Source organism: Mycolicibacterium sp. TUM20985 (assembly GCF_030295745.1).
Classification (GTDB): domain Bacteria; phylum Actinomycetota; class Actinomycetes; order Mycobacteriales; family Mycobacteriaceae; genus Mycobacterium.
The window spans coordinates 1951556-1975063 of the sequence record NZ_AP027291.1; the positions used below are offsets into that span (position 1 = coordinate 1951556).

21 protein-coding genes and 1 pseudogene are annotated in these 23508 nt (G+C 67.7%); 16 read left to right on the plus strand and 6 right to left on the minus strand.

The genetic code is table 11. From position 1 onward, the window contains the following. The first annotated feature begins 12 nt into the window (after positions 1–12). Complete coding sequence (locus QUE68_RS09580) at positions 13–1281, plus strand: cytochrome P450 (RefSeq protein ID WP_286275509.1); 1269 nt, start codon at positions 13–15, stop codon at positions 1279–1281. Here QUE68_RS09580 and QUE68_RS09585 read toward each other — a convergent pair. Beyond that, entirely contained in the window at positions 1278–2120 is an 843-nt protein-coding gene (locus QUE68_RS09585) for an SIR2 family NAD-dependent protein deacylase (protein WP_286275510.1), read from the minus strand. The genes QUE68_RS09580 and QUE68_RS09585 overlap by 4 nt on opposite strands. Before the next feature lie 74 nt (positions 2121–2194). On the opposite strand from QUE68_RS09585, the gene QUE68_RS09590 reads away from it, so the two are divergent. Beyond that, complete coding sequence (locus QUE68_RS09590; protein ID WP_286275511.1) at positions 2195–3184, plus strand: LysR family transcriptional regulator; 990 nt, start codon at positions 2195–2197, stop codon at positions 3182–3184. Here the strand turns inward: QUE68_RS09590 and QUE68_RS09595 are convergent. Then, positions 3129–4634: an amino acid permease gene (locus QUE68_RS09595; protein WP_286275512.1), complete on the minus strand. Its 1506-nt coding sequence runs from the start codon at positions 4632–4634 to the stop codon at positions 3129–3131. The two genes, QUE68_RS09590 and QUE68_RS09595, sit on opposite strands and share 56 nt — an antisense overlap. Positions 4635–4661: 27 nt before the next feature. Beyond that, on the minus strand, positions 4662–5906 hold the full coding sequence (locus QUE68_RS09600) for an aminotransferase class III-fold pyridoxal phosphate-dependent enzyme (RefSeq protein ID WP_286275513.1): 1245 nt from the start codon (positions 5904–5906) through the stop codon (positions 4662–4664). A gap of 199 nt (positions 5907–6105) precedes the next feature. Between QUE68_RS09600 and QUE68_RS09605 the strand changes: the two genes are divergently transcribed. From QUE68_RS09605 to QUE68_RS09615, 3 genes are all read left to right on the plus strand, one after another. Then, entirely contained in the window at positions 6106–8148 is a 2043-nt protein-coding gene (locus tag QUE68_RS09605; RefSeq protein ID WP_284225787.1) for an NAD(+) synthase, read from the plus strand. Positions 8149–8232: 84 nt separating this feature from the next. Next, positions 8233–9345, plus strand: a complete 1113-nt coding sequence (locus QUE68_RS09610; protein ID WP_286275514.1) for a LamG-like jellyroll fold domain-containing protein — start codon at positions 8233–8235, stop codon at positions 9343–9345. Beyond that, on the plus strand, positions 9335–11515 hold the full coding sequence (locus QUE68_RS09615) for a hypothetical protein (RefSeq protein ID WP_286275515.1): 2181 nt from the start codon (positions 9335–9337) through the stop codon (positions 11513–11515). Before QUE68_RS09610 ends, QUE68_RS09615 begins: the two co-directional genes overlap by 11 nt. Here QUE68_RS09615 and QUE68_RS09620 read toward each other — a convergent pair. After that, positions 11512–12339: pseudogene (locus tag QUE68_RS09620) on the minus strand (enoyl-CoA hydratase/isomerase family protein). The gene QUE68_RS09615 and the pseudogene QUE68_RS09620 overlap by 4 nt on opposite strands. Next, on the minus strand, positions 12336–13205 hold the full coding sequence (locus QUE68_RS09625) for a ribokinase (protein WP_286275517.1): 870 nt from the start codon (positions 13203–13205) through the stop codon (positions 12336–12338). The pseudogene QUE68_RS09620 and the gene QUE68_RS09625 overlap by 4 nt, the downstream one beginning before the upstream one ends. Before the next feature lie 56 nt (positions 13206–13261). Between QUE68_RS09625 and QUE68_RS09630 the strand changes: the two genes are divergently transcribed. From QUE68_RS09630 to QUE68_RS09670, 9 genes are all read left to right on the plus strand, one after another. Next, a complete protein-coding gene (locus QUE68_RS09630) occupies positions 13262–14509 on the plus strand; it encodes a glutamate-5-semialdehyde dehydrogenase (RefSeq protein ID WP_284225796.1) in 1248 nt (415 codons plus the stop codon). 16 nt (positions 14510–14525) lie between these two features. Then, the gene (locus tag QUE68_RS09635) at positions 14526–15401 is read left to right on the plus strand and encodes an AAA family ATPase (RefSeq protein WP_284225798.1); all 876 of its coding nucleotides are present in this window, start codon (positions 14526–14528) and stop codon (positions 15399–15401) included. Further along, positions 15401–16855: a vWA domain-containing protein gene (locus QUE68_RS09640; RefSeq protein ID WP_286275519.1), complete on the plus strand. Its 1455-nt coding sequence runs from the start codon at positions 15401–15403 to the stop codon at positions 16853–16855. Before QUE68_RS09635 ends, QUE68_RS09640 begins: the two co-directional genes overlap by 1 nt. A 154-nt stretch (positions 16856–17009) precedes the next feature. Further along, positions 17010–17624: a nicotinate-nucleotide adenylyltransferase gene (nadD, locus tag QUE68_RS09645; protein ID WP_286275786.1), complete on the plus strand. Its 615-nt coding sequence runs from the start codon at positions 17010–17012 to the stop codon at positions 17622–17624. Continuing rightward, positions 17621–18022, plus strand: coding sequence for a ribosome silencing factor (gene rsfS / locus QUE68_RS09650; protein ID WP_286275520.1), 402 nt, complete (start codon positions 17621–17623; stop codon positions 18020–18022). Before nadD ends, rsfS begins: the two co-directional genes overlap by 4 nt. After that, complete coding sequence (gene gpgP / locus QUE68_RS09655) at positions 18019–18699, plus strand: glucosyl-3-phosphoglycerate phosphatase (protein WP_286275521.1); 681 nt, start codon at positions 18019–18021, stop codon at positions 18697–18699. Before rsfS ends, gpgP begins: the two co-directional genes overlap by 4 nt. Then, a complete protein-coding gene (octT, locus tag QUE68_RS09660; protein WP_286275522.1) occupies positions 18689–19465 on the plus strand; it encodes a diglucosylglycerate octanoyltransferase in 777 nt (258 codons plus the stop codon). The genes gpgP and octT overlap by 11 nt, the downstream gene beginning before the upstream one ends. Before the next feature lie 2 nt (positions 19466–19467). Continuing rightward, positions 19468–20304, plus strand: coding sequence for a DegV family protein (locus QUE68_RS09665; protein ID WP_286275523.1), 837 nt, complete (start codon positions 19468–19470; stop codon positions 20302–20304). A gap of 8 nt (positions 20305–20312) precedes the next feature. After that, the gene (locus QUE68_RS09670; protein ID WP_286275524.1) at positions 20313–20933 is read left to right on the plus strand and encodes a maleylpyruvate isomerase family mycothiol-dependent enzyme; all 621 of its coding nucleotides are present in this window, start codon (positions 20313–20315) and stop codon (positions 20931–20933) included. On the opposite strand, the gene QUE68_RS09675 is transcribed toward QUE68_RS09670, so the two are convergent. After that, entirely contained in the window at positions 20908–21969 is a 1062-nt protein-coding gene (locus tag QUE68_RS09675) for an NAD(P)H-dependent amine dehydrogenase family protein (RefSeq protein ID WP_286275525.1), read from the minus strand. The genes QUE68_RS09670 and QUE68_RS09675 overlap by 26 nt on opposite strands. 94 nt (positions 21970–22063) lie before the next feature. Between QUE68_RS09675 and QUE68_RS09680 the strand changes: the two genes are divergently transcribed. Next, on the plus strand, positions 22064–23092 hold the full coding sequence (locus tag QUE68_RS09680; protein WP_286275526.1) for an acetamidase/formamidase family protein: 1029 nt from the start codon (positions 22064–22066) through the stop codon (positions 23090–23092). Continuing rightward, positions 23089–23493: a RidA family protein gene (locus tag QUE68_RS09685; protein WP_286275527.1), complete on the plus strand. Its 405-nt coding sequence runs from the start codon at positions 23089–23091 to the stop codon at positions 23491–23493. The genes QUE68_RS09680 and QUE68_RS09685 overlap by 4 nt, the downstream gene beginning before the upstream one ends. Positions 23494–23508 lie beyond the last annotated feature (15 nt).

Here is a 23508-nt window from a genome sequence, read left to right on the forward strand (position 1 = left end):
ATCGTCACTGTCATGTTTGTGTCGCCGCTCACACCCGCTCCGCCGCGCCCGTACGATTCCATCGACCTGTCCTCGCGCGCGTTCTGGTCCACGACCGCCGCCGACCGCGAGAGGTCGTTCGCCGAACTGCGCAAGAGTCGACCGGTCAGTTGGCATCCACCCGTCGAGGACGCGCTGATGCACGATCCCGCCGACCGCGGCTTCTGGGCGGTGACCCGCCACGCCGACATCGTCACCGTCAGCCGCGACAGCGACACCTTCCTCTCGGGTAGGGGTGTGCTGTTCGAGAACGTGCCCGAGGAACTGCTCGAGGCGTCCCAGTCCTTCCTCGCCATGGACCCGCCGCGTCACACCATGATTCGCAAGGTCGTGCACGCCGCCTTCACCCCGCGGCAGGTCCGCCGCATCGAAGATTCGATCAAGGCCAACGCAGCCGCCATCGTCGACGAGTTACGCGACGCGGGCAGCGGTGCCGACTTCGTCGAACACTGCGCCAAGGAACTGCCGATCCGCACGCTGTCGGACATGGTGGGCATCCCCGAATCCGAGCGGATGCAGGTAGCCGACGCCGCCGACGCGATGGTGTCATGGGGTGACCCGGTGTACCTGGACGGACGAAACCCGTTGGAGGTACTGGTCGGAAGCCAGATGTACCTGCACCAGGTGGCGGGTGAACTGGCGGCCGATCGGCGCGCGCACCCCGGCGACGACCTCATCAGTGCGCTGGTTCAGGCGGAGGTCGACGGGAACCGGCTCACCGACGCCGAGATCGCCGCCTTCTTCGTGCTGCTGGCCGTGGCGGGCAACGACACCACGCGCCAGACGGCGAGCCATACCGTGAAGGCGCTCAGCGACTTCGGGGATCAGCGATCGTGGCTGATGGCGGACTTCGAGGACCGCATCGGCGGCTCCGTCGAGGAGTTCCTCCGCTGGGCCACCCCGGTGATGACCTTCCGCCGCACGGCCGCGATCGACTGCCGGCTCGGCGAGCAGGACGTCGCCGCCGGCGAGAAGGTCGTGATGTTCTACGCCTCCGGCAACTTCGACGACTCGGCCATCGTGGACCCGCACCGCTTCGACCTTGCCCGCAAGCCCAATCCGCACCTCGCCTTCGGAGGCGGCGGCAGGCACTTCTGCCTGGGCGCGCACGTCGCCCGGGCTCAGTTGCGCGCGCTCTTCGGCGAACTGCTGGCCCAGTTGCCCGGGATCGAGGCCGGTGATGCGTCGTACGTCCCGGGCAACTTCGTCCACGGCGTCCGCTCGTTGCCGGTGACCTTCTAGCGGGCGGAGATCGGGGAGAGTTCGTCAGCGAGGAGCACCAGCAGCTCCGAGCAGCCGGCGTCGAGCTTGACGGTCGCCAGGGGGTCGCCGCGCGTGGGTCCGCGGTTGACGATCGCGACGGGCTTACCCGTGGCCACGGCATGGCGGACGAATCGCAGTCCCGAGAACACCGTCAACGACGAACCGGCAACGAGGAGCGCGTCCGCCGCGTCGACCATCGAAAAGGATTGCGCAACGCGCAGTTTGGGCACGCTCTCACCGAAGTAGACGATGTCGGGCTTCAGCATGCCCCCGCAGCGCGGGCAGTCGACGTAGCGGAACGACGACGTCTGCTCGACCATGGCGTCGGCGTCGGGCGCTACGGCGATGCCGCCGACCCGTTCGGCGCGTTCGGCGAAGCCGGGGTTCAACGCCTCGAGTTCGTCGGCCAGCTGCGCGCGCGCGAGCGTGAACCCGCATGCCAGACATATGACCTGCGCGTACGTGCCGTGCAGGTTGATCACGGCCCGACTGCCGGCCTTGGTGTGCAGTAGGTCGACGTTCTGGGTGATGAGTCCCGTGACCACGCCCGCGCGCTCCAGCTCGGCGAGGGCGCGGTGCCCGGCGTTGGGCAGCGTGTCGTGCATGTGCCGCCAGCCGACGTGATTGCGCGCCCAGTACCGCTGCCGGTAGACGGGGTCGGACGTGAACTGGCGGATGGTCATGGGGTTGCTCGGCGGCGAGTCGGGACCGCGGTAGTCGGGGATGCCCGAATCGGTGGACATGCCGGCGCCGGTGAGCACGGCCAGCCGCCGACCTGCGAGCACGTTGACCAGTTCTGGAGCTCCTGCGCCGTTCATCTCCATCCAGGATAGGCGGTGCCGTCGACGTGTGATCGGGTGTCGACGGCTCAGTGCCGCGTTATCGTGCCTGCATGGACGTGACCGTGCGGAAGCTCCGCTACTTCGCGGTCGTTGCAGAGGAGCGCCACTTCACCCGGGCAGCGGCCCGACTGTTCATGGCCCAGCAATCACTGTCGCGGCAGATTCGCGATCTCGAAGGGGAGGTCGGTGCGCTGCTGTTCTACCGGACCACCAGGTCCGTGGAACTGACGCCCGCGGGCGCAGCGTTTCTCGTGGGCGTGCAGTCTGCGCTGGCCAGCCTCGACGCGGCGATTGAGGAAGCCCGGCGCCACGACGTCGGTGCGGTCGGCCATCTCCGCATCGGGTTCGGGTTGGGAGCAGCGCTGGAGCTGACGCCCTTCATCGTCGAGGAATTCTCGCGGCAATTTCCCAACGTGGAGATCGAGATGCGTGAGTTCGGGCTCCCGGACCAGAGCGCCGGGTTGTCGAACCATTGGGCGGACGTCGCGATCATCCGGCCGCCCCTGGCCGACTCCAGCATCGTCGCTCACACACTCTTCGTGGAGCCGCGGGTGCTGACGGTGTCCGTACGTCACCCTCTCGCACAACGAACGACGTTGTCGGTGAACGACATTCTCGACGTGCCGCTTGCCGTGGGTCGTTCCGGCGACGAGGAATACCGGCGCTTCTGGTCCCTTCAGGACTTTCGCACCGGGATGACCGACCCGTTGCTCACGCCGACGACCAGCAACACCGAGGAGATCGAGCTGATCGCCGCCGGGCTGGCCTGCACCGTCAACCCGGCCGCGATCATGCGTTACATACCGCACACGGGAGTTCGCTACATCCCGATCGTGGACGTTCCGGGTTCTGCAGTGGCCATCGCCTGGCGACGGGACCGGGTATCGCCGCTCGCCGTCGCCTTCAATCGGGTTGCCCAAGAAGTCCGCAGCCGTGAGGTGGAGACGGTCGAGGGCATCGAAAACCCTTTCAAGGGAGTTCAATTCACGCTTGCCGCACCGTGTCCTCGAACTTCGCCACCCCGGACTCGCCCCGTTTGATGCGACCCCGCAACACCAGAACGTGCCACAACACCGCCAGGACGGTCGCTCCTGCTACCACCTTCACTGCGCCGTGGAAGTCAGCGGGGATGGTCAGGATCAGCAGTGCGCTGACGATCCACAGCAGTCCGACGACCATCAACGGCACACCCCATCGCCCGAGGTTGAAGGCACCTGGCGCGGCCGCCAGGGTCGGGCGTCGGCGCATGTACGATCCGACGATCAGAAGGTAGACCAGGTACGGCGCGATGGAGGTCGCCCCGACGAGCGTCGTGAACGAATCCGTTTGCAGGAAGCCGTAGATCATGAACCCGACGCTGACCACGCCTCCCACGATGAGTGCTCGCATCGGCGTCTGGGTCCGAGGGTTGACCAAGCGGAAGTGCCGTGAGAACGGCAGCATGTTGTCCCGCCCCATCGAGTACATCAGTCGAGCCTGGGCGGCCTGGTTGGCGATCACCAGCGCGATCATGGAGAACGCCACCACCACGATGAAGACCTTCACCAGAGTGGTCGGCAGATAGAACTCGGCGATCGTCACGATGGGGGCATCAGATGCCTGTGCCGCTTCCAGATTCGGCATGGCGACGGTGAAGCAGATCAGCGCCAACATGCCGAGCACCGCGGAGCCGATGACGCCCATCAGGACCCCCCGCGGCACGGCCTTCTGCGAATCGACCGCCTCCTCGGTCAGGTCGGCGGAAAGCTCGAAGCCGACCATCGTGTAGATGCCCAGCAGGCCGGCAAGGACGAAGTGGCCGATGCCCGAGCCCGCCGTTCCGGTGCTGTCCGTCAGATTGGCGACCGAGCCACCGTCGTCCCCGGCATACAACCCGAACGCGACGACCACCGTGATGGCCAGCAATACCGTGCCGACGATTTCGGCGATCACCGCGGTGTTGTTGACCCTGGCTGCCAATTGAACGCCCACGATGTTGATGAGGACGGTGAACGCGAGGATGGCGATCGCGACACCGAGCAACACGCCGTCGGGTGGACTCGTGCCCAACGCCTCGAACAACAGCGGGGTGGCGCCCAACAGGATGATCGCACCACCCGTGATGCTCATGTACAGCAGACCGAAGAAGCCCGTGTACCAGCCATAGGTCGAGCCGACCAGCCGAGCTCCCCACTGGTAGGCGTAACCGGCCAACGGGATCTTGGTGCTCAGTTCGGCGATGAGCAGTGCCATCACGATCTGGCCGGCCGCGGCGATGGGCCACGTCCAAATCGACGCGCCGCCAAACTGATTGATGGCGAAGCCGTAGTTCAGGAAGATGCCCGTCGAGATGGACACGATCGAGAAGGAGATTGCGAACAGCGAGAAGAAGCGCAACGTGCGCTTGAGCTCCTGGGTGTAGCCGAACGACGCCAGCGTCGCGTCGTTGGGGTTCGCTTCGGGTCGCGACGCGGCATTGCGCCGGGCGGCGGGGCGGTCGAGTTCGGTCATGGGATCTCCTTGATGGGTGCGGCGAGGTCAGTTGGTGCCGAATTGCCTTCGCACGGCGGCGAACGCGGGCTCGGTGCCGCGCAAGGCCCGGTCGACGACGGCGTCCTCCATCGCGCAGGACATGAACCAGTTGTGCTTGGGATGCAGGTAGACGCCAGCGGCTAGGGCAGCCTCGGCGAAGCACGTCATCCGGGCGTGATGGACGTCTCCGGCGAAGGTCATGTAGGGCATCACGTCGGGACCGGTGTAGGCGATCACGAGCCCGTTGTCGGCGGCCTGCGCGAGCAGGCCCTCCCGCAATCGGGCGCCGGCCCGCCGCATCAACGAGACCCCGTCGATCTCCCCGAGCCGTGTGATGGTGGCAAGTGCTGCCGCCATCGGTGTCGCGTTCATCCAAAATGACCCGGTGAGGAACACCGTCGAGGCCGCATCGCGCAAGGCCTCGCGGCCCGTGACCGCCGCCAGTGGATAACCGTTCGCGATGGCCTTGCTCCACGCACTCAGGTCCGCAGCCACGCCGAGCGGTTCCCAGCTACCGCCGTAGGCGAGCCGGAACCCGCAGCGCACGTCGTCGAGGATGAGGACGGCGTCAAGGGCGTCGCATCGTCGTCGGACGTGCCGCGCGAACTCTTGGTCGACGAGTTCCTGATCCTCGCCCTCGACGTGGCGGAAGGGGGTCAGCATGACCCCGGCGAGATCCTCGCCCGCCGCTTCCACGGCCCGGTCGAAGTCGGCCTGATCGTTGTAGTCGAAGTACCCCATTGCGGCTCGATCGCTTGGCAGGGTTCCGGTTGGAACGGGCGAACACCACGGCGCAGCGCCGTGGTAAACGCCGCGGGCGACCAAGATCACCGACCGTGACGTATGGGCCCGGGCGATGGTCAGGCACGCGGTGGTGGCATCGGTTCCGTTCTTCCCGAACAGAATCCAGTCGGCGTCGGAGATGACGCGGACCAGGGTCTCGGCCAGGTCGACCAGCACGGGCCCCGGTCCGTCGAGACAGTCGCCGACCTCCATCTGAGCCTGCACCGCCTGCGTGACGACCGGATCGCGGTGACCCAGCACTATGGGTCCCCAACTGCACACGAGGTCGACGTATTCGTTCCCGTCGACGTCGGTAATCAACGCCCCATCGCCAGCTGCGAAGAACTGCGGGTAGGCCGACGACATGTGACGAACCGCTTGGTGCCCGTACATGCCGCCGGGCACGACCTTGGCCGCGCGTCGGCTGAGTTCGACGTCGATGCTCCTGGCGGCGGCGACTGAAGTCACGTACTGCTCCTTGTTTGGCATGGGCCGATTCGCCCTGCGGCCATGATTGGCCATCGCGGTCCTGGGGAGAAACACCCGTTGCGCAGGTATTCACAACGAAATGGTTGTGAAACGGCGCGGCACGGCGACTGCCACTTCCGATACGTCGTTGAGACCACCAAACGGGCTCGTGCGTCACCTGCTTTGGAATGATGACCCCGTGGACTTCTATTCGGCCTATCGGCACGACTTCGTGCGGGTGGCCGCCTGCACCCATCACACGACACTCGCCGACCCGCAAGCGAACGCCGAGTCGGTGCTGCGGCTGGCGCGCGAATGCCATGACGAGGGTGTCGCCCTGGCGGTCTTTCCCGAGCTGACGCTGTGCGGGTACTCGATCGAGGACATCCTCCTGCAGGACACCCTGCTGGACGCCGTCGAGGAGGCCATCGACGGGTTGGTGTCGGCGTCGGCCGACCTGCTGCCGGTGCTGGTGGTCGGCGCGCCCCTGCGGCATCGCCACCGGATCTACAACACCGCGGTCGTGATTCACCGCGGCACAGTTCTCGGGGTGGCGCCGAAGTCCTACCTTCCGACCTATCGCGAGTTCTACGAACGGCGCCAGGTCGCGCCCGGCGACGATCAGGGCGGCGTCATCCGCGTCGGCGGTAGCGAGGCACCGTTCGGACCCGACCTGCTGTTCACGGCGACCGATCTGCCCGGTTTCGTGCTGCACGTCGAGATCTGCGAGGACATGTGGGTTCCCCTGCCGCCCAGCGCCGAAGCCGCGCTGGCCGGTGCGACCGTGTTGGCGAACCTCTCCGGCAGCCCCATTACCATCGGGCGGGCCGACGACCGCAAGCTCCTAGCGCAGTCGGCGTCGTCGCGGTGCCTGGCAGCCTACGTCTACGCCGCCGCGGGGGAGGGCGAGTCGACCACCGACCTGGCCTGGGATGGCCAGACGATGATCTACGAGAACGGCGTGCTGCTCGCCGAGTCCGAACGGTTCCCGAAGGGTGAACGCAAGTCGGTCGCCGACGTGGACACCGAACTCCTCCGCGCCGAGCGGTTGCGCATGGGCACGTTCGACGACAACCGCCGCCACCACCACGCTCTCACCGACCGCTTTCGTCAGGTCGAGTTCGTCGTCGACCCACCAGCGGGTGACATCGGGCTGCGGCGCACGGTCGAACGTCTTCCCTTCGTACCGTCCGATCCCGCTCGGCTGCAACAGGATTGCTACGAGGCCTACAGCATTCAGGTGTCCGGACTGGAACAGCGACTTCGCGCGCTGAACTATCCCAAGATCGTCATCGGCGTGTCCGGTGGGCTCGATTCAACCCACGCGCTGATCGTCGCGGCCCGGGCGATGGACCGCGAGGGTCGTCCGCGCAGTGACATCCTGGCGTTCACGTTGCCCGGCTTCGCCACCGGGGACCGCACCAAGGGCAATGCGGTCGCGCTCGGCGCGGCGCTCGGCGTGACGTTCGCCGAGATCGACATCCGTGACACGGCAGCACTGATGCTCACCGAGATGGACCATCCGTTCGCGCGCGGTGAGGAGGTCTACGACGTCACGTTCGAGAACGTCCAGGCCGGCCTGCGGACCGACTACCTGTTCCGGCTGGCCAATCAGCGCGGCGGCATCGTGCTCGGCACCGGAGACCTGTCCGAGCTCGCGCTCGGCTGGTCGACGTACGGCGTCGGTGACCAGATGTCGCACTACAACGTCAACGGCGGAGTGCCGAAGACGTTGATTCAGCACCTGATTCGCTGGGTGATCGCCTCCGGCGAGTTCTCCGACGACGTCAACACCGTGCTGCAGTCGGTGGTCGACACCGAGATCACCCCGGAACTGGTACCCGCCGGGGAGGACGAGGAGATCCAGAGCAGCGAGGCCAAGGTGGGACCCTATGTGCTGCAGGACTTCTCACTGTTTCAGATGCTCCGTTGGGGGTATCGGCCGTCGAAGGTCGCCTTCCTGGCGTGGCACGCTTGGCACGACGCAGAGGCGGGTGAGTGGCCGGCGGGTTACCCGGTGGACAAGCGACCGGAGTACACCCTGAGCGAGATCCGGCACTGGCTCCAGGTCTTCGTGCAGCGCTTCTACTCGTTCAGCCAGTTCAAGCGTTCCGCGCTGCCGAACGGACCCAAGGTGTCAGCGGGCGGGGCACTCTCACCGCGCGGTGACTGGCGCGCGCCGTCGGACATGTCGGCGCGGGTGTGGCTCGAGGAGATCGAGCGCAACATACCGGAAGGCTGATCGGGGCTGCGCCCGGCATGGTCAACCGTCACCAACCGGCGTAGCGTCATTTCCCGAGCGTGCCAACCTGGAATCGGGGCACTCATGGCCGACCCGTGGGAACTCATCCTCCATCACGCCTACGTCGGCACGCCGGGCGTCGTCTTCGACCAGTCACCCGGCCGCGGCAGTCACGGGGTAGCCGTGAACGTGCCCGACGCCGACTTCCTGAGCGATGGTGCACAGCCGGGCTCCGGAGCAATCAACCTCCAGCGCACCAGCATGATTCGCGTACGTGCCACGAAGGCCTGGAATCCGCTGAGGGCCGTTCGCGCCGAGGTGGTATGCATCCGCGACGTCGCCGGGGGTACCGACGTGATGATCGACGCCGACTCGTTCACGTTCTCGCTTCGTGGTGACGGCTTCGGTGCGCGCTTCAGCTCGTATCCTCACTACGCCGAGATCTGGACGCACTTCAACGCCTTCGATCCGACGTTCGAAGTGCCCACCGGGCGATGGATGACGCTCGGGTTCCTCCACGATGGCGTGTCCACGATGGAGCTGTACGTCGACGGTCAGACCGTAGCTCGACTCAGCAGGCCCCTGTGGCCGATCAATACGACCACCGCCGTGACGATCGGCAACTTCACCAGCACGCCCACTTTCGGGCTGGCCGGCCGAATCGACGACGTGAAGGTCTGGCGAATCGATCCCCATCGGGTCGACCAAGAGTTCACCGGCCGCCCCGTGGACGACAGCGTGAAGACCTGCTGGGCGGAATGGAGTCACGCCTTCGGCGAGGTCCTCGACGAGCATCGGGACTGTGAGATACGGCTGCGCCAGATGCTCGTACGAGCGGTCGACGGCATCCTTCGCGATGGCCTCAACCACGGTGATCAAACGCGAGATCGCTGGCGATCGGTCGCAGATGACTACCGGCGACTCTGGTCGGCCGGCACCCTTGCAGACATCGTTCCCATCCTGGCCGATCTGATCTCCTTCCTGCAGCTCGCCGGGCTGGATCCACTCCAGAATCCCGACGTCATCGCCCTTCTGGGCGAGCCATGCCTCAAGACCATCGCCGACCAGGTGCCGCCGATGTACTGCGACGACCAGTTCAGCGACATGATCGAGAATCTGACGAAGACCGTGGAGAAGCGGAACCGGAATCAGCACGTCACGACCAAGGTCCGCGGGACGGAGAACCGTGGCACGTAGGAAGCTCACGGCCGGCAACTCCATCGGTGACGGCAGCCTGTACCAGACGGCGATCGTCCAGCCGGGCGCAAATACCCTGGTGCTGCTCTTCGTCGCGAACACCAGACCGGGAAACCCAGGTGGGTTGGCGATCGCGCCGACGGTGAGCGGCAACGGCCTGACGTGGACCGTGGTCAGGACCGTCACTACCGGTGGTGGCGACAACCGGCGTCTGACCTGCTTCCGAGCCATGGCGCCGGCTCCGTCAGCCGGGCAGGTCCTCATCGACTTCGGCGGCCAGACACAGGATCTGTGTGCCTGGTCGGTGTTCGAGTACGACGACGTCGATACGACCGGCGCCGACGGAGCCACGGCCGTTGCCCAGAGCAACACCGCTACCACGACCGCCACGGCGTTGACCGCCAGCCTCGCTCCGTCCGCAGATCCTTTGCGGAACTTCACCGTTGGCGGCATCATGCTCGATCTCTTCAACGATCCACTGCGACCGGTGACTCCGGGTGTCGGCTTCACCGAGATCGACGAACAGACACCGAACCAGTTCCTGGGCAAGGGAGCGACGCTGCAGACCCAGGACTCAGCCACTGCCCTGTCAGGAGTCGGGTGGACGTGGAACGCCGCCGAGAACGCCGCGGCTGTCGTGCTCGAGGTGAAAGTCGCTCCCCTGAGCGTGATCACGCCGGAATCTCCGGTGGATCCCACGGAGGCGTTGATTCGTCGCTTCGAGCCCGTGTTGTTCTGTCATCCCGACGAGCCCTTCTTTCCGGTGGACGCCAAACGATTCGTCGAGCACGCCGCGCTGTGGTCATCGCAATCGGCGTTCGACGACAAGGAGAACTGGGGCGGCAACCCCGGTGACCCGTTCCCCCGCGCGCCGCTGGCGGGCCCGGGCCTGGCCGCCACCGACGGCGAGCCCGGCGCACGCCTGAGCACACCGTCGTTCCTTCTCGATGGCGAGCGTGATCAACGCTTCCTCGAATTGGGTGGGTGGAAGGACAAGAACGGCCAGCACGAACCCGACGTCACGACGTCGAGTGCCGACGTCTACGCCGACAGAAACGAGATTGCGGCCCGGTACTCGGCCGACCTGGAACTGGCGGCCAGTCGATTCTGGTATCACGCAGAGGTTTTCGACCCCGACAGGTTGGTTCGGCTCGCCGCCCGAGTCAACGCACCCGACCTCGGCAAGGTCCTCGCGCGGTTCAAGAATCCGATCCTGCTCTGCTACTACCTCTTCTTCCCCGCCCACGAGCAGTCGCTGAACGTGGTGTCCTGCCAGAATGTCGAGGCAACGGAGGCGTTGTGTCGGGCCGGCGACTGGCAGTGCATAGCGATCCTGCTCGACGGTGACGGCAAACTTCCGTCCGCCATGCCGCGGTTCTTCGGACATACGGGAGCCCGGCCCAGTCCGGTGCTGATCAACGGGACGTGGACCTACCGGCCCTACGAGTTCGACGCCGACGGCCTCACGGTGATGAAGGTGGAGGGTTGGCGACCCGAGACAGGGATGACCGCGGGCCAGCCGGAAGTCGTCGGCGAGCACCCTCGGCTCTACGTCGCCCGTGGATCGCACGGCCTCTACACGACACCCGGCAGCCATATCTTGGAACCGTTTCAGAACGGCGAACGGCCCACTCACTGCGGCCTTTACGACACGGCGAGTGTGACGCCCGACGCCGACAGTGACTTCGCCGAGGACGCGGGCGCCTTCATCGCCAAGATCGTCGCCGGTTGGTCACTGGGGCCCTGGGGCCTCGTCGCCGGGGTGGTCAGCGCCGCCGTCGAAGGTCTGATTCCGGAACCATCTGGCTTCGACGGGGTCGCCACGGGGGACGGCGCCGAGCCCGACGTGGCGCCCGCGGCGGGGGACGGCAAGACGATACGGCCCGCCGGTCTGGCCATCGCCGACGGTGGTGGCGACGTGCACGACTGGGCTGCACGACAGAACCTGAGCGTGAACGGCCGCCGGTACGACTTCATCGTCGACCGGGCGACCCAGGTCTGGTGGCCGTCCGATGGCGGCGAGACGGGCTTTCGCGGTCGGTGGGGTCAGCAGGTGACGTCGGACCCGCTCGGGCGGCGATCGGGGCCCCGCTTTCCCGACTACGTGACGATGTTCTTGAAGGCCCTCGCCGCCGGTGACGCCGCCGGGCAGCTCGACCTCAGCCGTTAGAGCCGGCCGTCGACCCGGAGAGCCGGATGCACCCACTCGGGTGAGCGCCTGCCCTTGAACGCGAGGAAGCCCTCCCTGGCCTCGTCGCCGCTGTAGCTGGCCTTCATGCCGATCCGGTCGAACAGGCCCAGGTAATTGTCCAGGCTCGACTTCACCACCGAGCGGGCACGCGGTGCGGTGCGGCAGCACTGGGTCAACACCTCGCGGGCGGCCGCGGCGAGATCGTCGTGGGGCACCAGCCGGCCCACCATGCCCCAGTCGACGGCCTCCTGCGCGGACAGCGTGCGCCCGGTGAACATCAGGTCCCTGGTCCGGACCGGCCCAATGATCCGCGCCAACATCTGGCTGTAGTAGGTGTCGGCGATGCCGCGGTACAGCTCGGGCACCCGGAACGTCGCGCGATCGCTGACGACGGCCATGTCGCTGCACATCGCGATCTGCAAGCCGCCGCCCTAGCAGAGCCCGTTGACGGCCGACACCACCGGTTTGACTGACTGACGCAGGGTTTCGAACGGTGTTACGTCCATCGACAGCGCGGCGCCGAAGCTCATCCAGTCGTCCACGCCGTCACCACCACCCAGATCGCCACCGGGGGCGAAGACGTCACCGGTACCCGTGATCAGCAGCCCGGCGAGGTCGTCGTCGGCCTCGACGTGGGTGACGGCGTAGCGGATACCGAAGTACATGGCGGGCGTCATCGCGTTGCGTGCCTCGGGCCGGTCGAGGGTGACCACGGCGAACGGTCCCTCGCGTTCGAATCTCAGGAAGGGCGTGCCCAGCCAGTCTCCGTCGGGTGGACGGGGGGCGTGCGCAGCGGTGGTCATGGGTCTCCCTGGTCGTCGTCGAGTACGTCGTCGATGGCTTCGGCCGTTGGGGCACAATCCCCGGCGCCGGTCGTCAGGGTGGCCAGGGCGCCCGCCGCACACGCGCGTCGCAGTGCGCGTTGCGGACCGGAAAGCCACTCGGCCGCAAGGACTCCGGCGAAGACGTCACCCGCGCCGGTGGTGTCGACGGCCTCGACGGGGGGAGCGGGAACATCCAGGCTGATCTCGCCGGCCTGGTACCGGGCGCCGGCCGCTCCCCGGGTGACGACGAGATGTTCGACCGGCCAACGCCATTGCGCGGCCTCGACGTCGTTGACCACGACGACGTCGACCACCTGGGCCAGGGCGGCGAGCGCCGCGGGGTCGGCGCCCGACGGTGACGCGTTCACGATCACGAGGGCCCCTGCGTCCCGAGCCAGGCGAGCGCCCGCCAGCACCGTCGCCATGGGGATCTCCAACTGCAGCAACACCACCTCGGCGCTGGACACCACGCGCCTGGCCGCAGCCGACGCCATGGACAGGTGCTCATTGGCTCCCGGTGCCACCACGATGACGTTCTCCGCCGTGGCATCCACGACTATCGCCGCCGCCCCGCTCGGTCCCGGCACCGTCACCGTGCCGTCCAGCCCAACGTCGTTGTCGTGAAGGTGGGAGCGCAATCTCGACGCCGCGGCGTCATCGCCCAGCGCCGCGACGAGTTGAACCGAGGCGCCCGCCCGGGCGGCGGCGACGGCCTGATTGCCGCCCTTGCCGCCGGGAGACGACGACGACGAGGAGGCCAGTACCGTCTCGCCCGGCTGTGGCAGCCTGGCCACGGCGAACGACTGGTCGAGGTTCACGCTTCCGATCACGCATACCCTCGCCACGCCGCTACCGTAACCCCAACCGGGCCGTTCGCGGGATACCTCGATAAGCTGCACTAATGAGCGTCGAGGCTCCTCCCCAGACCGATCTGCGCCAACAGGTCCACGACGCGGCCCGTCGGGCCCGCGTCGCCGCGCGCAGCCTCGGGTCGCTGAACACCGAGACCAAGAACCGGGCGCTACACGCCGCCGCCGACGCCGTGCTGGCCCACGCCCACGACGTGCTTGCCGCCAACGTCGCAGACCTCGACGCCGCGCGTGCGACAGGCACTCCCGAGGCCCTCCTGGATCGGCTGGCCCTCAACCCCCAGCGCATCGACGGCATCGCGGCGGGTCTGCGGCAGGTCGCCGGGCTCCCCGACCCGATCGGCGAAGTACTCCGCGGCCGCACCCTGCCCAATGGTTTGCAGATCCGGCAGCAGCGCGTGCCGCTCGGCGTCGTCGGCATGGTCTACGAGGGCCGTCCCAACGTCACCGTCGATGCCTTCGGGCTGACGCTGAAGTCCGGTAACGCGGTGCTGCTGCGCGGGAGTTCGTCGGCCGCCAGGTCCAACCACGCCTTGGTGGTCGCACTGCGGGCCGCCCTGCTCGGTGAAGGCCTGGTGGAGGACGCCGTACAGCTGCTGCCCAGCGCGGACCGGGCCAGCGTCACGCACCTCATCCAGGCCCGCGGTCTGGTCGACGTCGTCATCCCGCGCGGGGGAGCCGGGCTCATCGACGCGGTCGTGCGCGATGCCACGGTGCCCACCATCGAGACCGGTGTCGGCAACTGCCACGTCTACGTGCACGCTGCGGCGGATCTCGACACCGCCGAGCGAATCCTGTTGAACTCCAAGACCCGTCGCCCCAGCGTGTGCAACTCCGCCGAGACGCTGCTGATCGACTCCGGGATCGCCGACGTGGCGTTGCCGAGGTTGGTCGGCGCACTCGAGACGGCGGGCGTCACCGTGCACCTCGACCCCAGCGAAGAGGAGTTGCGCGCCGAGTTCCTGTCGATGGACATCGCGGTGGCGATCGTCGACGGTGTGGATGCGGCCGTCGAGCACGTCAACGAGTACGGCACCGGTCACACCGAGGCCATCGTCACGACCGAACTCGCTGCCGCGCAACGGTTCAGCGAACGGGTCGACGCCGCCGCGGTGATGGTCAACGCCTCGACGGCGTTCACCGACGGCGAGCAGTTCGGCTTCGGCGCCGAGATCGGCATCTCCACCCAGAAGCTGCACGCCCGCGGACCGATGGGCCTGCCGGAGTTGACCTCGACCAAATGGATCGTGTGGGGTGACGGCCACACCCGTCCTTCCTGACAGGAGAACACCTCGCGTGAGTGCCCCCGCCCAGCCGACGCCGCTCTTCACCGACATCGACGATGTCGCCAAGCGGCTTGCCGAGACCGGTTATCTGCCCGATACCGCCACGGCCACAGCCGTCTTCCTCGCCGACCGGCTGGGCAAGCCCCTGCTCGTCGAAGGTCCGGCCGGTGTCGGCAAGACCGAGTTGGCGCGCGCCGTCGCGCAGTGCACGGGTTCCGGTCTGGTGCGACTCCAGTGTTACGAGGGCGTCGATGAGGCGAGGGCGCTCTACGAGTGGAACCACGCCAAGCAGATCCTGCGGATCCAGTCTGGGTCGAGCGACTGGGATCAGACCAAGATGGACGTGTTCAGCGAGGAGTTCCTGCTGTCGCGGCCGCTTCTGACGGCAATCCGCCGTACCGAGCCGACCGTGCTCCTGATCGACGAGACCGACAAGGCCGACATCGAGATCGAGGGCCTGTTGCTCGAGGTGCTGTCCGACTTCGCCGTCACCGTGCCGGAATTGGGCACCATCACCGCGACGCGAAAGCCGTTCGTGCTGCTGACGTCCAACGCGACGCGCGAGCTGTCCGAGGCGCTGAAGCGTCGTTGCCTGTTCCTGCACATCGACTTTCCCGACCCGGAGCTGGAGCGGCGCATCCTGCTGTCCCGCGTTCCGGAGCTCCCGGAGAAACTGGCGGAGGAGCTGGTTCGGGTCATCGGAGTGCTGCGTGACATGCAACTCAAGAAGGTGCCCTCGGTGGCGGAGACCATCGACTGGGGTCGCACGGTGTTGGCGCTCGGCATGGACACCATCGACGACGAGATGATCGCGGCCACCCTCGGGGTCGTGCTCAAACATCAGTCCGATCAGGTGAAGGCCAGCGGGGAGCTGAGGCTCAACTGATGGCCGTCCGTCGCACGCGCCCGCCGCAACCCCTTGCGCCGCATGGCATTCCCGGACACCTGGTGGAGTTCGTCGAAGCCCTGCGCAGTGTGGGGATCGCCGTGGGACCGTCTGAGACCGTCGATGCCGGACGGGTGATGACCGTCCTGGGTCTCGGTGACCGCGAGGTGCTGCGCGAGGGTCTGGCGTGTGCGGTGCTGCGGCGTCCGGACCACCGCAGCACCTATGACGCGATGTTCGACCTGTGGTTCCCTGCGGCCCTCGGTGCGCGCACGGTGGTGTCCGACGACGACGGCGACACAGACTCCAACGGCGAGACCGACGGGCTGCCGAGCCAGGACGTCGAGGGGCTGCGGGCCGCTCTGGTGGAAATGCTCTCGAACAACGAGGGCATGGCCAACATGGACGCTCGGCTGGCCGCGATGATCACCCAGATCGTCGAAGCGTTCGGCAAGTACAGCTCCAGCCGCGGACCGTCGTATTCGTCCTATCAGGCGCTCAAGGCGATGGCCCTCGACGAATTGGAGGGCAAGCTGCTGGCCGGGCTGCTGGCACCCTATGGCGAGGAGCCCACGCCCACCCAGGAGCAGATCGCCAAGGCGATCGCCGCCAAGCGCATCGCCCAGCTGCGGCAGATGGTGGAGGCGGAGACCAAGCGCCGCACCGCCGAGCAGCTCGGGCGCGAACACGTCCAGACCTACGGCATCCCGCAGCTCGCCGAGAACGTGGAGTTCCTCCGTGCCTCAGGCGACCAGCTTCGTCAGATGCGCCGCGTGGTCGCCCCACTGGCCAGGACGCTCGCCTCGCGGCTGGCCGCCCGCCGCAGGCGTTCTCGAGCCGGTGAGATCGACCTGCGAAAGACGCTGCGCAAGTCGATGTCCACCGGCGGCGTGCCGATCGACGTCGTGCTGAAGAAACCGCATCCCGCCCGCCCGGAACTCGTCGTGCTCTGCGACGTGTCGGGGTCGGTGGCCGGGTTCAGCCACTTCACGCTGCTGCTGGTGCACGCCCTGCGCCAGCAGTTCAGTCGGGTTCGCGTCTTCGCCTTCATCGACACCACCGACGAGGTGACCGAGTTGTTCGGGCCGGACTCCGACCTGGCCGTCGCCGTGCAGCGCATCACCAGGGAGGCCGGCGTGTACACCCGCGACGGCCACTCGGACTACGGGCACGCGTTCGTGTCGTTCCTGGAGAAGTACCCCAGCGTGCTGTCGCCGCGAAGCTCGCTGCTGGTGCTCGGCGACGGGCGCAACAACTACCGCAACCCGGAAGTGGACCTGCTCACCCACATGGTGACCGCCAGCCGCCATGCGCACTGGCTCAATCCCGAGCCCAAGCACCTGTGGGGCAGCGGCGACTCGGCGGTACCACGGTACGAAGACGTGATCACGATGCACGAGTGCCGGTCGGCCAAGCAGCTGGCCTCGGTGATCGATCAGCTGCTGCCCGTCTAGGCCGCCTCTCCGCCGCCGCCGACTGTGCGGTGTCATACGAGACACGCCGGTGGGGCCGGATGAATCCGCACGTTCGAGCGTTGGTCGCTGAGCGGCAGCGCTGCTGGCCGCTCCCGTAAGCTGCCTATTCGTGACGAGACGCAGGCTGGGGGTGATGGGCGGGACGTTCGATCCCATCCATCACGGTCACCTGGTCGCCGCCAGTGAGGTGGCCGCCCTGTTCGATCTCGACGAAGTCGTGTTCGTGCCCACCGGCCAGCCCTGGCAGAAGCGCGCCCGCGCCGTCACCGCCGCCGAGGACCGATATCTGATGACCGTCATCGCGACCGCGGCCAATCCGCGCTTCTCGGTGAGCCGCGTCGACATCGATCGCGGCGGCCCCACCTACACCAAGGACACCCTGCGCGACCTCGGGGCGCTCAACCCCGACGCCGACCTGTACTTCATCACCGGCGCAGATGCCCTCGGGTCGATTCTGTCCTGGCAGAACTGGGAGGACCTCTTCTCCATGGCCAACTTCGTCGGCGTGAGCCGGCCCGGCTACGAACTGGACGGCGAACACATCCAGGCGGCGATGAACGAGCTGCCCACGGATGCGCTGAAGCTCGTCGAGGTCCCAGCGCTGGCCATTTCGTCGAGCGACTGCCGCCAGCGGGCCGAAGAGGGCAGACCCATCTGGTACCTGGTGCCCGATGGCGTCGTGCAGTACGTCACCAAGCGGGGTTTGTATCCCGCGACCGTTCTTGCGACAGGGGATTCTCGATCATGACCGCCTCCGAAGAAGCCGTCGCCATGGCGACGATCGCCGCCAGGGCCGCGTCCGACAAGCTCGCCGACGACGTCGTCGTCATCGACGTCTCGGAGCAACTCGTCATCACCGACTGCTTCGTCGTCGCGTCGGCGTCCAACGACCGACAGGTCAACGCCATCGTCGACGAGGTCGAGGAGAAGATGCGGCTCGCGGGGTACAAGCCCGCCCGCCGTGAGGGCACCCGCGAGGGGCGCTGGGTGCTGCTCGACTACGTGGACGTCGTGGCGCACATCCAGCATCAGGACGAACGCAACTTCTACGCCCTCGACCGGTTGTGGCGGGACTGTCCCCTCGTCCCCGTCGATCTCGCCGATGAGCCGCTTGCGCGAAGAGAAAAGGACGGTGAAGCGCAGTGAGGGTCCGCCGCCTGGTGCTGCTGCGGCACGGTCAGACGGAATACAACGCCGGCAGCCGGATGCAGGGCCAGCTCGACACCGACCTCAGCGATCTCGGCCGGGAGCAGGCCGCTGCCGCCGCCGAGGTACTGGCCAAGCGGTACCCGCTGGTGATCGTGTCCTCTGATCTGCGTCGCGCCCTCGACACTGCGACCGCGCTCGCCGAGCGCAGCGGCGTCCCCGTATCGGTCGACATCCGGCTTCGCGAAACGCATCTCGGCGACTGGCAGGGCCTCACGCATCTCGACGTGGACGCCACCGCACCCGGTGCACGGCTCGCGTGGCGCGACGACGCCCGGTGGGCACCGCACGGCGGGGAGAGCCGGGTCGACGTGGCCGAGCGCAGCATGCCGCTGGTCGCCGAACTGCTCGACCAGCTGGGCGATTGGGGCTCGGACGGCGCGGGGGACGCATCGGATCGGCCGGTCGTCCTGGTGGCTCACGGCGGGCTGATCGCGGCGCTGACCGCCGCACTGCTGGGCTTGCCGGTGGACAACTGGCCCGTGCTGGGAGGGATGGGGAACGCCAGCTGGGTGCAGCTGTCCGGGCATTCGGCGGACGAAGCGGCGCCCGAGGACGTCAACTGGCGCCTCGACGTGTGGAACGCCTCGGCTCAGGTCGCCAACGATGTCCTCTAGCGAGCCCCGCCTCGATGATCCCCCGAGTCACTCCGCTCCAGCCCGCCGGACCCTGCTCGTCTTCTGCGACTCGCTCTCCTACTACGGCCCGGCCGGCGGGTTGCCTGCCGATGACCCCAGAATATGGCCGAACATCGTTGCCTCGCAATTGGATTGGGACGTCGAGCTGATCGGACGAATCGGGTGGACGTGCCGCGACGTCTGGTGGGCGGCGATTCAGGACCCTCGCGCGTGGGCTGCGCTGCCTCGAGCGGGCGCGGTGGTGTTCGCGACCTGCGGGATGGACTCCCTGCCCTCGCCGCTGCCCACCGCCGTGCGGGAACTGATCCGCTACGTGCGGCCCCCGCTCCTTCGGCGCTGGGCACGGGACGGATACGGCTGGTTGCAGCCCAGGTTGTCACCGATCGCCCGACCCGCCCTGCCGCCCCACTTGAGTGCTTACTACCTCGAACAGACCCGCGCGGCAATCGATTTCAACCGTCCCGGCATTCCCTTCGTGGCGTGCATCCCGTCGGTCCACGTCGCGGACACCTACGGTAGGTCGCATCGGTGGCGCGATGGCACGGTGGCCGCGATCACCGACTGGGGACGCGAGCACGACGTGCCGATCGTCGACCTCAAGGCAGCGGTCGCCGATCAGGTGCTGAGCGGGCGCGGGAACCCCGACGGCATCCACTGGAACTTCGAGGCCCACCGCGCCGTGGCCGACCTGATGGTGAAGGGGCTCGCCGAGGCGGGAGTGACCGCCGTGGGCACCGGCGGCTGAGGATGGCCGTCATCGTGGTGACCGATTCGTCGGCACGTCTGGATTCAGAAGAGTTGCAAGAGTTGGGGATTCGGCAGGTGCCACTGCACGTCCTGATCGATGGCACCGATCTGCGGGACGGCGTCGACGCCGTGCCCCGTGACGTCCATGCGCACGCACACGTCACCACCGCGGGAGCCGCACCCGTCGACCTCGCCGAGAGCTATCGCAAGGCACTGGCCGACAGCGGTGGCGACGGGGTGGTCGCCGTACACCTGTCCGCTGCGCTGTCGAGCACCTTCAGCTCGGCGGTCGGGGCGGCCCGGGAGTTCGGACCGGCGGTGCGCGTGGTGAACTCGCGATCGGCCGCGGCCGGGGTGGGGTTCGTGGCGATGGCTGCGGCCCGCGCGGCCGCCGCCGGTGACGACCTCGACGCGGTCGAGGCGGCAGCGAGGGCGATGGTGCCCCGCGGCCACGCCTTCATCGTCGTGCACCGGCTCGACAATCTGCGGCGCAGCGGCCGAATCGGCACCGCCGCTTCGTGGTTGGGCACGGCGCTGTCGCTCAAGCCGTTGCTCTGCCTGGACGTCGACGGACGGCTGGTGTTGTCCCAGCGCATCCGCACGGTCACCAAGGCGCGGGCGGCGCTGGTGGAGGCGGTCGCCGACGTCGTCGGTGAGCATCCGGCGACGCTGGCCGTCCACCACGTCGACAATCACGAGGGGGCGGTCGAGGTGGCCGAAGCGCTGACGGCGCGCCTGCCCCAGGTTGATTCGCCGTCCATCACCGACATGGGCCCGGTGCTCTCGGTGCACGTCGGCGGCGGGTCCGTCGGGGTGTGCGTGACCGTGGCCGACTGAGGAGACCCGTGTCGTACGTCGACCTGGTGCGCGCGGAACGGCGGGACTTCGCCGACCTGCTCGCGGACCTCACCTCCGAACAGTGGGCCAGCCCGTCGCTGTGTGCGGGATGGTCGGTGCGCGACGCCGCTGCGCATTGCGTGAGCTTCGAGGGCCTGACGCCGCGGGAGCTGACGTCACGCTTCGTGAGGGGCCGCCTGCGGACCGACCGGATCAACGCGATCGCCGTCGAGGATCTCGCGGACCGCTCGACCGAACAGGTCATCGCGCTCTTCCGCGACCATACCGAGCCGCATGGCCTGACCGCCGGCTTTGGCGGGCGGATCGCCCTCACCGACAACATGATTCATCACCAGGACATCCGACGGCCGTTGGGTTTGGTGCGGTCGATCCCGCCCGAACGTCTCCGTGTCGCACTGGACTTCGTGCGCTACGCGCCGACCATCCGCGGTGCCTGGCGCGCCCGCGGGGTGCGGCTCGTCGCCACCGACCTCGACTGGTCGCACGGAAGCGGACCCGAGGTGCGAGGCACCGGTGAGGCGCTGCTGATGATCATGGCGGGCCGTCCGAACGCGCTGGCCGACCTCGACGGACCGGGTGTCGCTACCCTCGCCGCGCGCGTCCGGTGACCGGCGGTAGGTCCTTCAGAGTGACGATGCCGGGCGACGCGGCCACCACGGCGGGTACGGCATTGGTCACCGGCATCGCGGTGTAGATCATGCCGAGGCCCATGAAGCCGGGCTCCTGCCAGTCGCGGGGCGGCAGGCAGTGCAGCACGGTCCGCATGTTGGGTGTGCCAAACACCTGGATGACGTGGCCGTGTTCCAGCGGCTTCGGCGGCGTGACGTGGTTACCCATGGTCCAGTTGAAACCCACACTGACGACGTTCTTCTCGCCGACCCACCCGCGGTGATAGCCGAAGACGCCTGCGACGGTGTCGGTGGGAATCTGCATGAAGCCGAGGTCGGTGTCACCCGTGGCGGCCGTGAACTCGACGTCGAACGTCAGCCTGTCCAGCGTGGCGCCGATCGCGTCGGCCATCATGGCTGCCGACTCGGCGAACACCTCGCTCTCGCGACGGACGCTCTCGGCGAGATCGGGCGTGTTCGGATCCCGACCGAACCCCATCGCCGACTGGGTGCCCGCCGACTCGTAGGTGGAACAGTCCACCGACTCGGTGATCCGGATCTCGTCGACGTTCTCGCAGGCGCCGGAGAGCACCATGCCGACCATGTTCGTCATGCCGGGATGTGCTCCGCTGCCGAAGATCGTGGACTTCCCTGTCGCACAGGCCTTTCGGATCCGGTCGAGGTCTTCGGGCGTCTGCTTTCCGCCGGTGATCCACGCGGCGCTGGAGCAGACGTTCACGCCCGCTTCGAGCAACCTGGTGAGCTCGTCGACGTTCGGCCACAGCGGGTTGTAGCAGCACGCGTCGGGCCGCAACGCGATTAGCGCCTCGATGTCATCGGTCGCGGTCACCCCGGTGGGCGTCGGCCAGCCGGCCAGTTCCGCGGCGTCGACCCCGACCTTGTCCGCGCCGTGGGCGTACACCCCGACCAACTCCATGTCGTCACGTCCGATGATGGCGTGAAGCGAACGCCTGCCGATGTTGCCGGTGGTCCACTGGATGACGCGGAGGGGTCGGTCGGTGATCGGTGAGGTCATGGGGCAGACACTATTCGCCATGTGTGCACCCGGCGGGCCAAATCCTCCAGTCCGTCGCCGCGCCGACCCGCTCGTCCGCTGGCATGATCGCCGGATGCACCACTTCCTCCCCGCCACGCCGTCGACGGTGCACTGGGGTTTCTTCGATCCCAGACTCGAGCCGGTGATCACCGTCGCCTCGGGGGATCTCGTGCAGCTCGAGACGCTGACCCACCACGCGGGCGACGCCCCCGACCTCCTCATGGACCCCGGCATCGCCGCCGTCTTCGATGAGGTCACCGACCGCGGGCCAGGACCACACCTGCTCACCGGGCCAATCGCCGTGGAAGGTGCCCGACCGGGTGACGTCCTGCAGGTGGACATCCTCGAGGCGGTTCCACGGCTGCCCTACGGATCCAACCTGGCCGCGCACTGGGGCCACCTCTACGACGCGGTGCCGGGCGAACGAGTCACGGTCTACGAGTTCGACGCCCATGCCCTCACTGGCCGCGCACTCTTCGGCTACGACTGGACGGTGACACCGCTGGCCGATCAACCCGGGACCATCGTCGCTCCGGATCCCGCGACGCGCGAACCTGCGCTGGCAGGCGTCGTCATCCCGCTGCGCCCGCACTTCGGGACCATGGGGGTGGCTCCTCGCGAACCGCAGCGGGTGTCGTCGGTGCCGCCGGGGGATCACGGCGGCAACGTCGACAATTGGCGCATCGGCGCGGGCGGGCGCATGTACTACCCGGTCCAGGTTCCCGGGGGACTGCTGTCGGTGGGGGACCCGCACGTCTCGCAGGGCGACGGGGAGATCAGCGGCACGGCGTTGGAAGCGTCCCTGAACGGGTTGCTGCGCTTGACCATTCGACGCGATCTGCCGTTCACCGTCCCGGTGCTCGAGACGGCGACGGAGCTGTTGGTACACGGTTTCGGCGACACCCTCGACGCGGCGATGAAGGCAGCGGCGCTGCGGACCCTCGGCGTCCTCGAGCGCAGTTTCGGCCTGTCGCGCAAGGATGCGTACTCGTTCATGTCGGTGGCCGTCGACTTCACGGTCACCCAGGTCGTCGACCAACGTCAGGGTGTCCACGGTCGCATCGACAAGCGGTGCTTCCCGAGTTGGCCACTCGTCGCGTGACCGGCATCCGCGCCTTTACGTTCAGCCCGGCGGACGGTGTGCCGCCGGGCGTCGCGCCGTTCGTCCACGCCACCGCGGCGGGCCAGACGCTGTACGTCACCGGGCAGATGCCCACCGGGGTGGACGGCGCGGTGGTCGGTGCCGACGTGGACGCGCAGACGGATCAGGTGCTGCACAACCTCTCTCGCGTCACCGAGCTGTGCGGGGGAGGGCTGGCCGACGTCGTCTCGGTGCGTGCGTACCTGATGGACTGGGCCGACTACGACGCCTTCAACGTCGCCTACGCCGCATGGTTTCCGGAACGGCTGCCATCGCGGACGTGTGTCGGGGTGACGGGCCTCGCCGTCGGTGCGCTGGTCGAAATCGACTGGGTGTGCTGGCGCGAAGCCGGGTGGGGTTAGACACGTTCATCCACA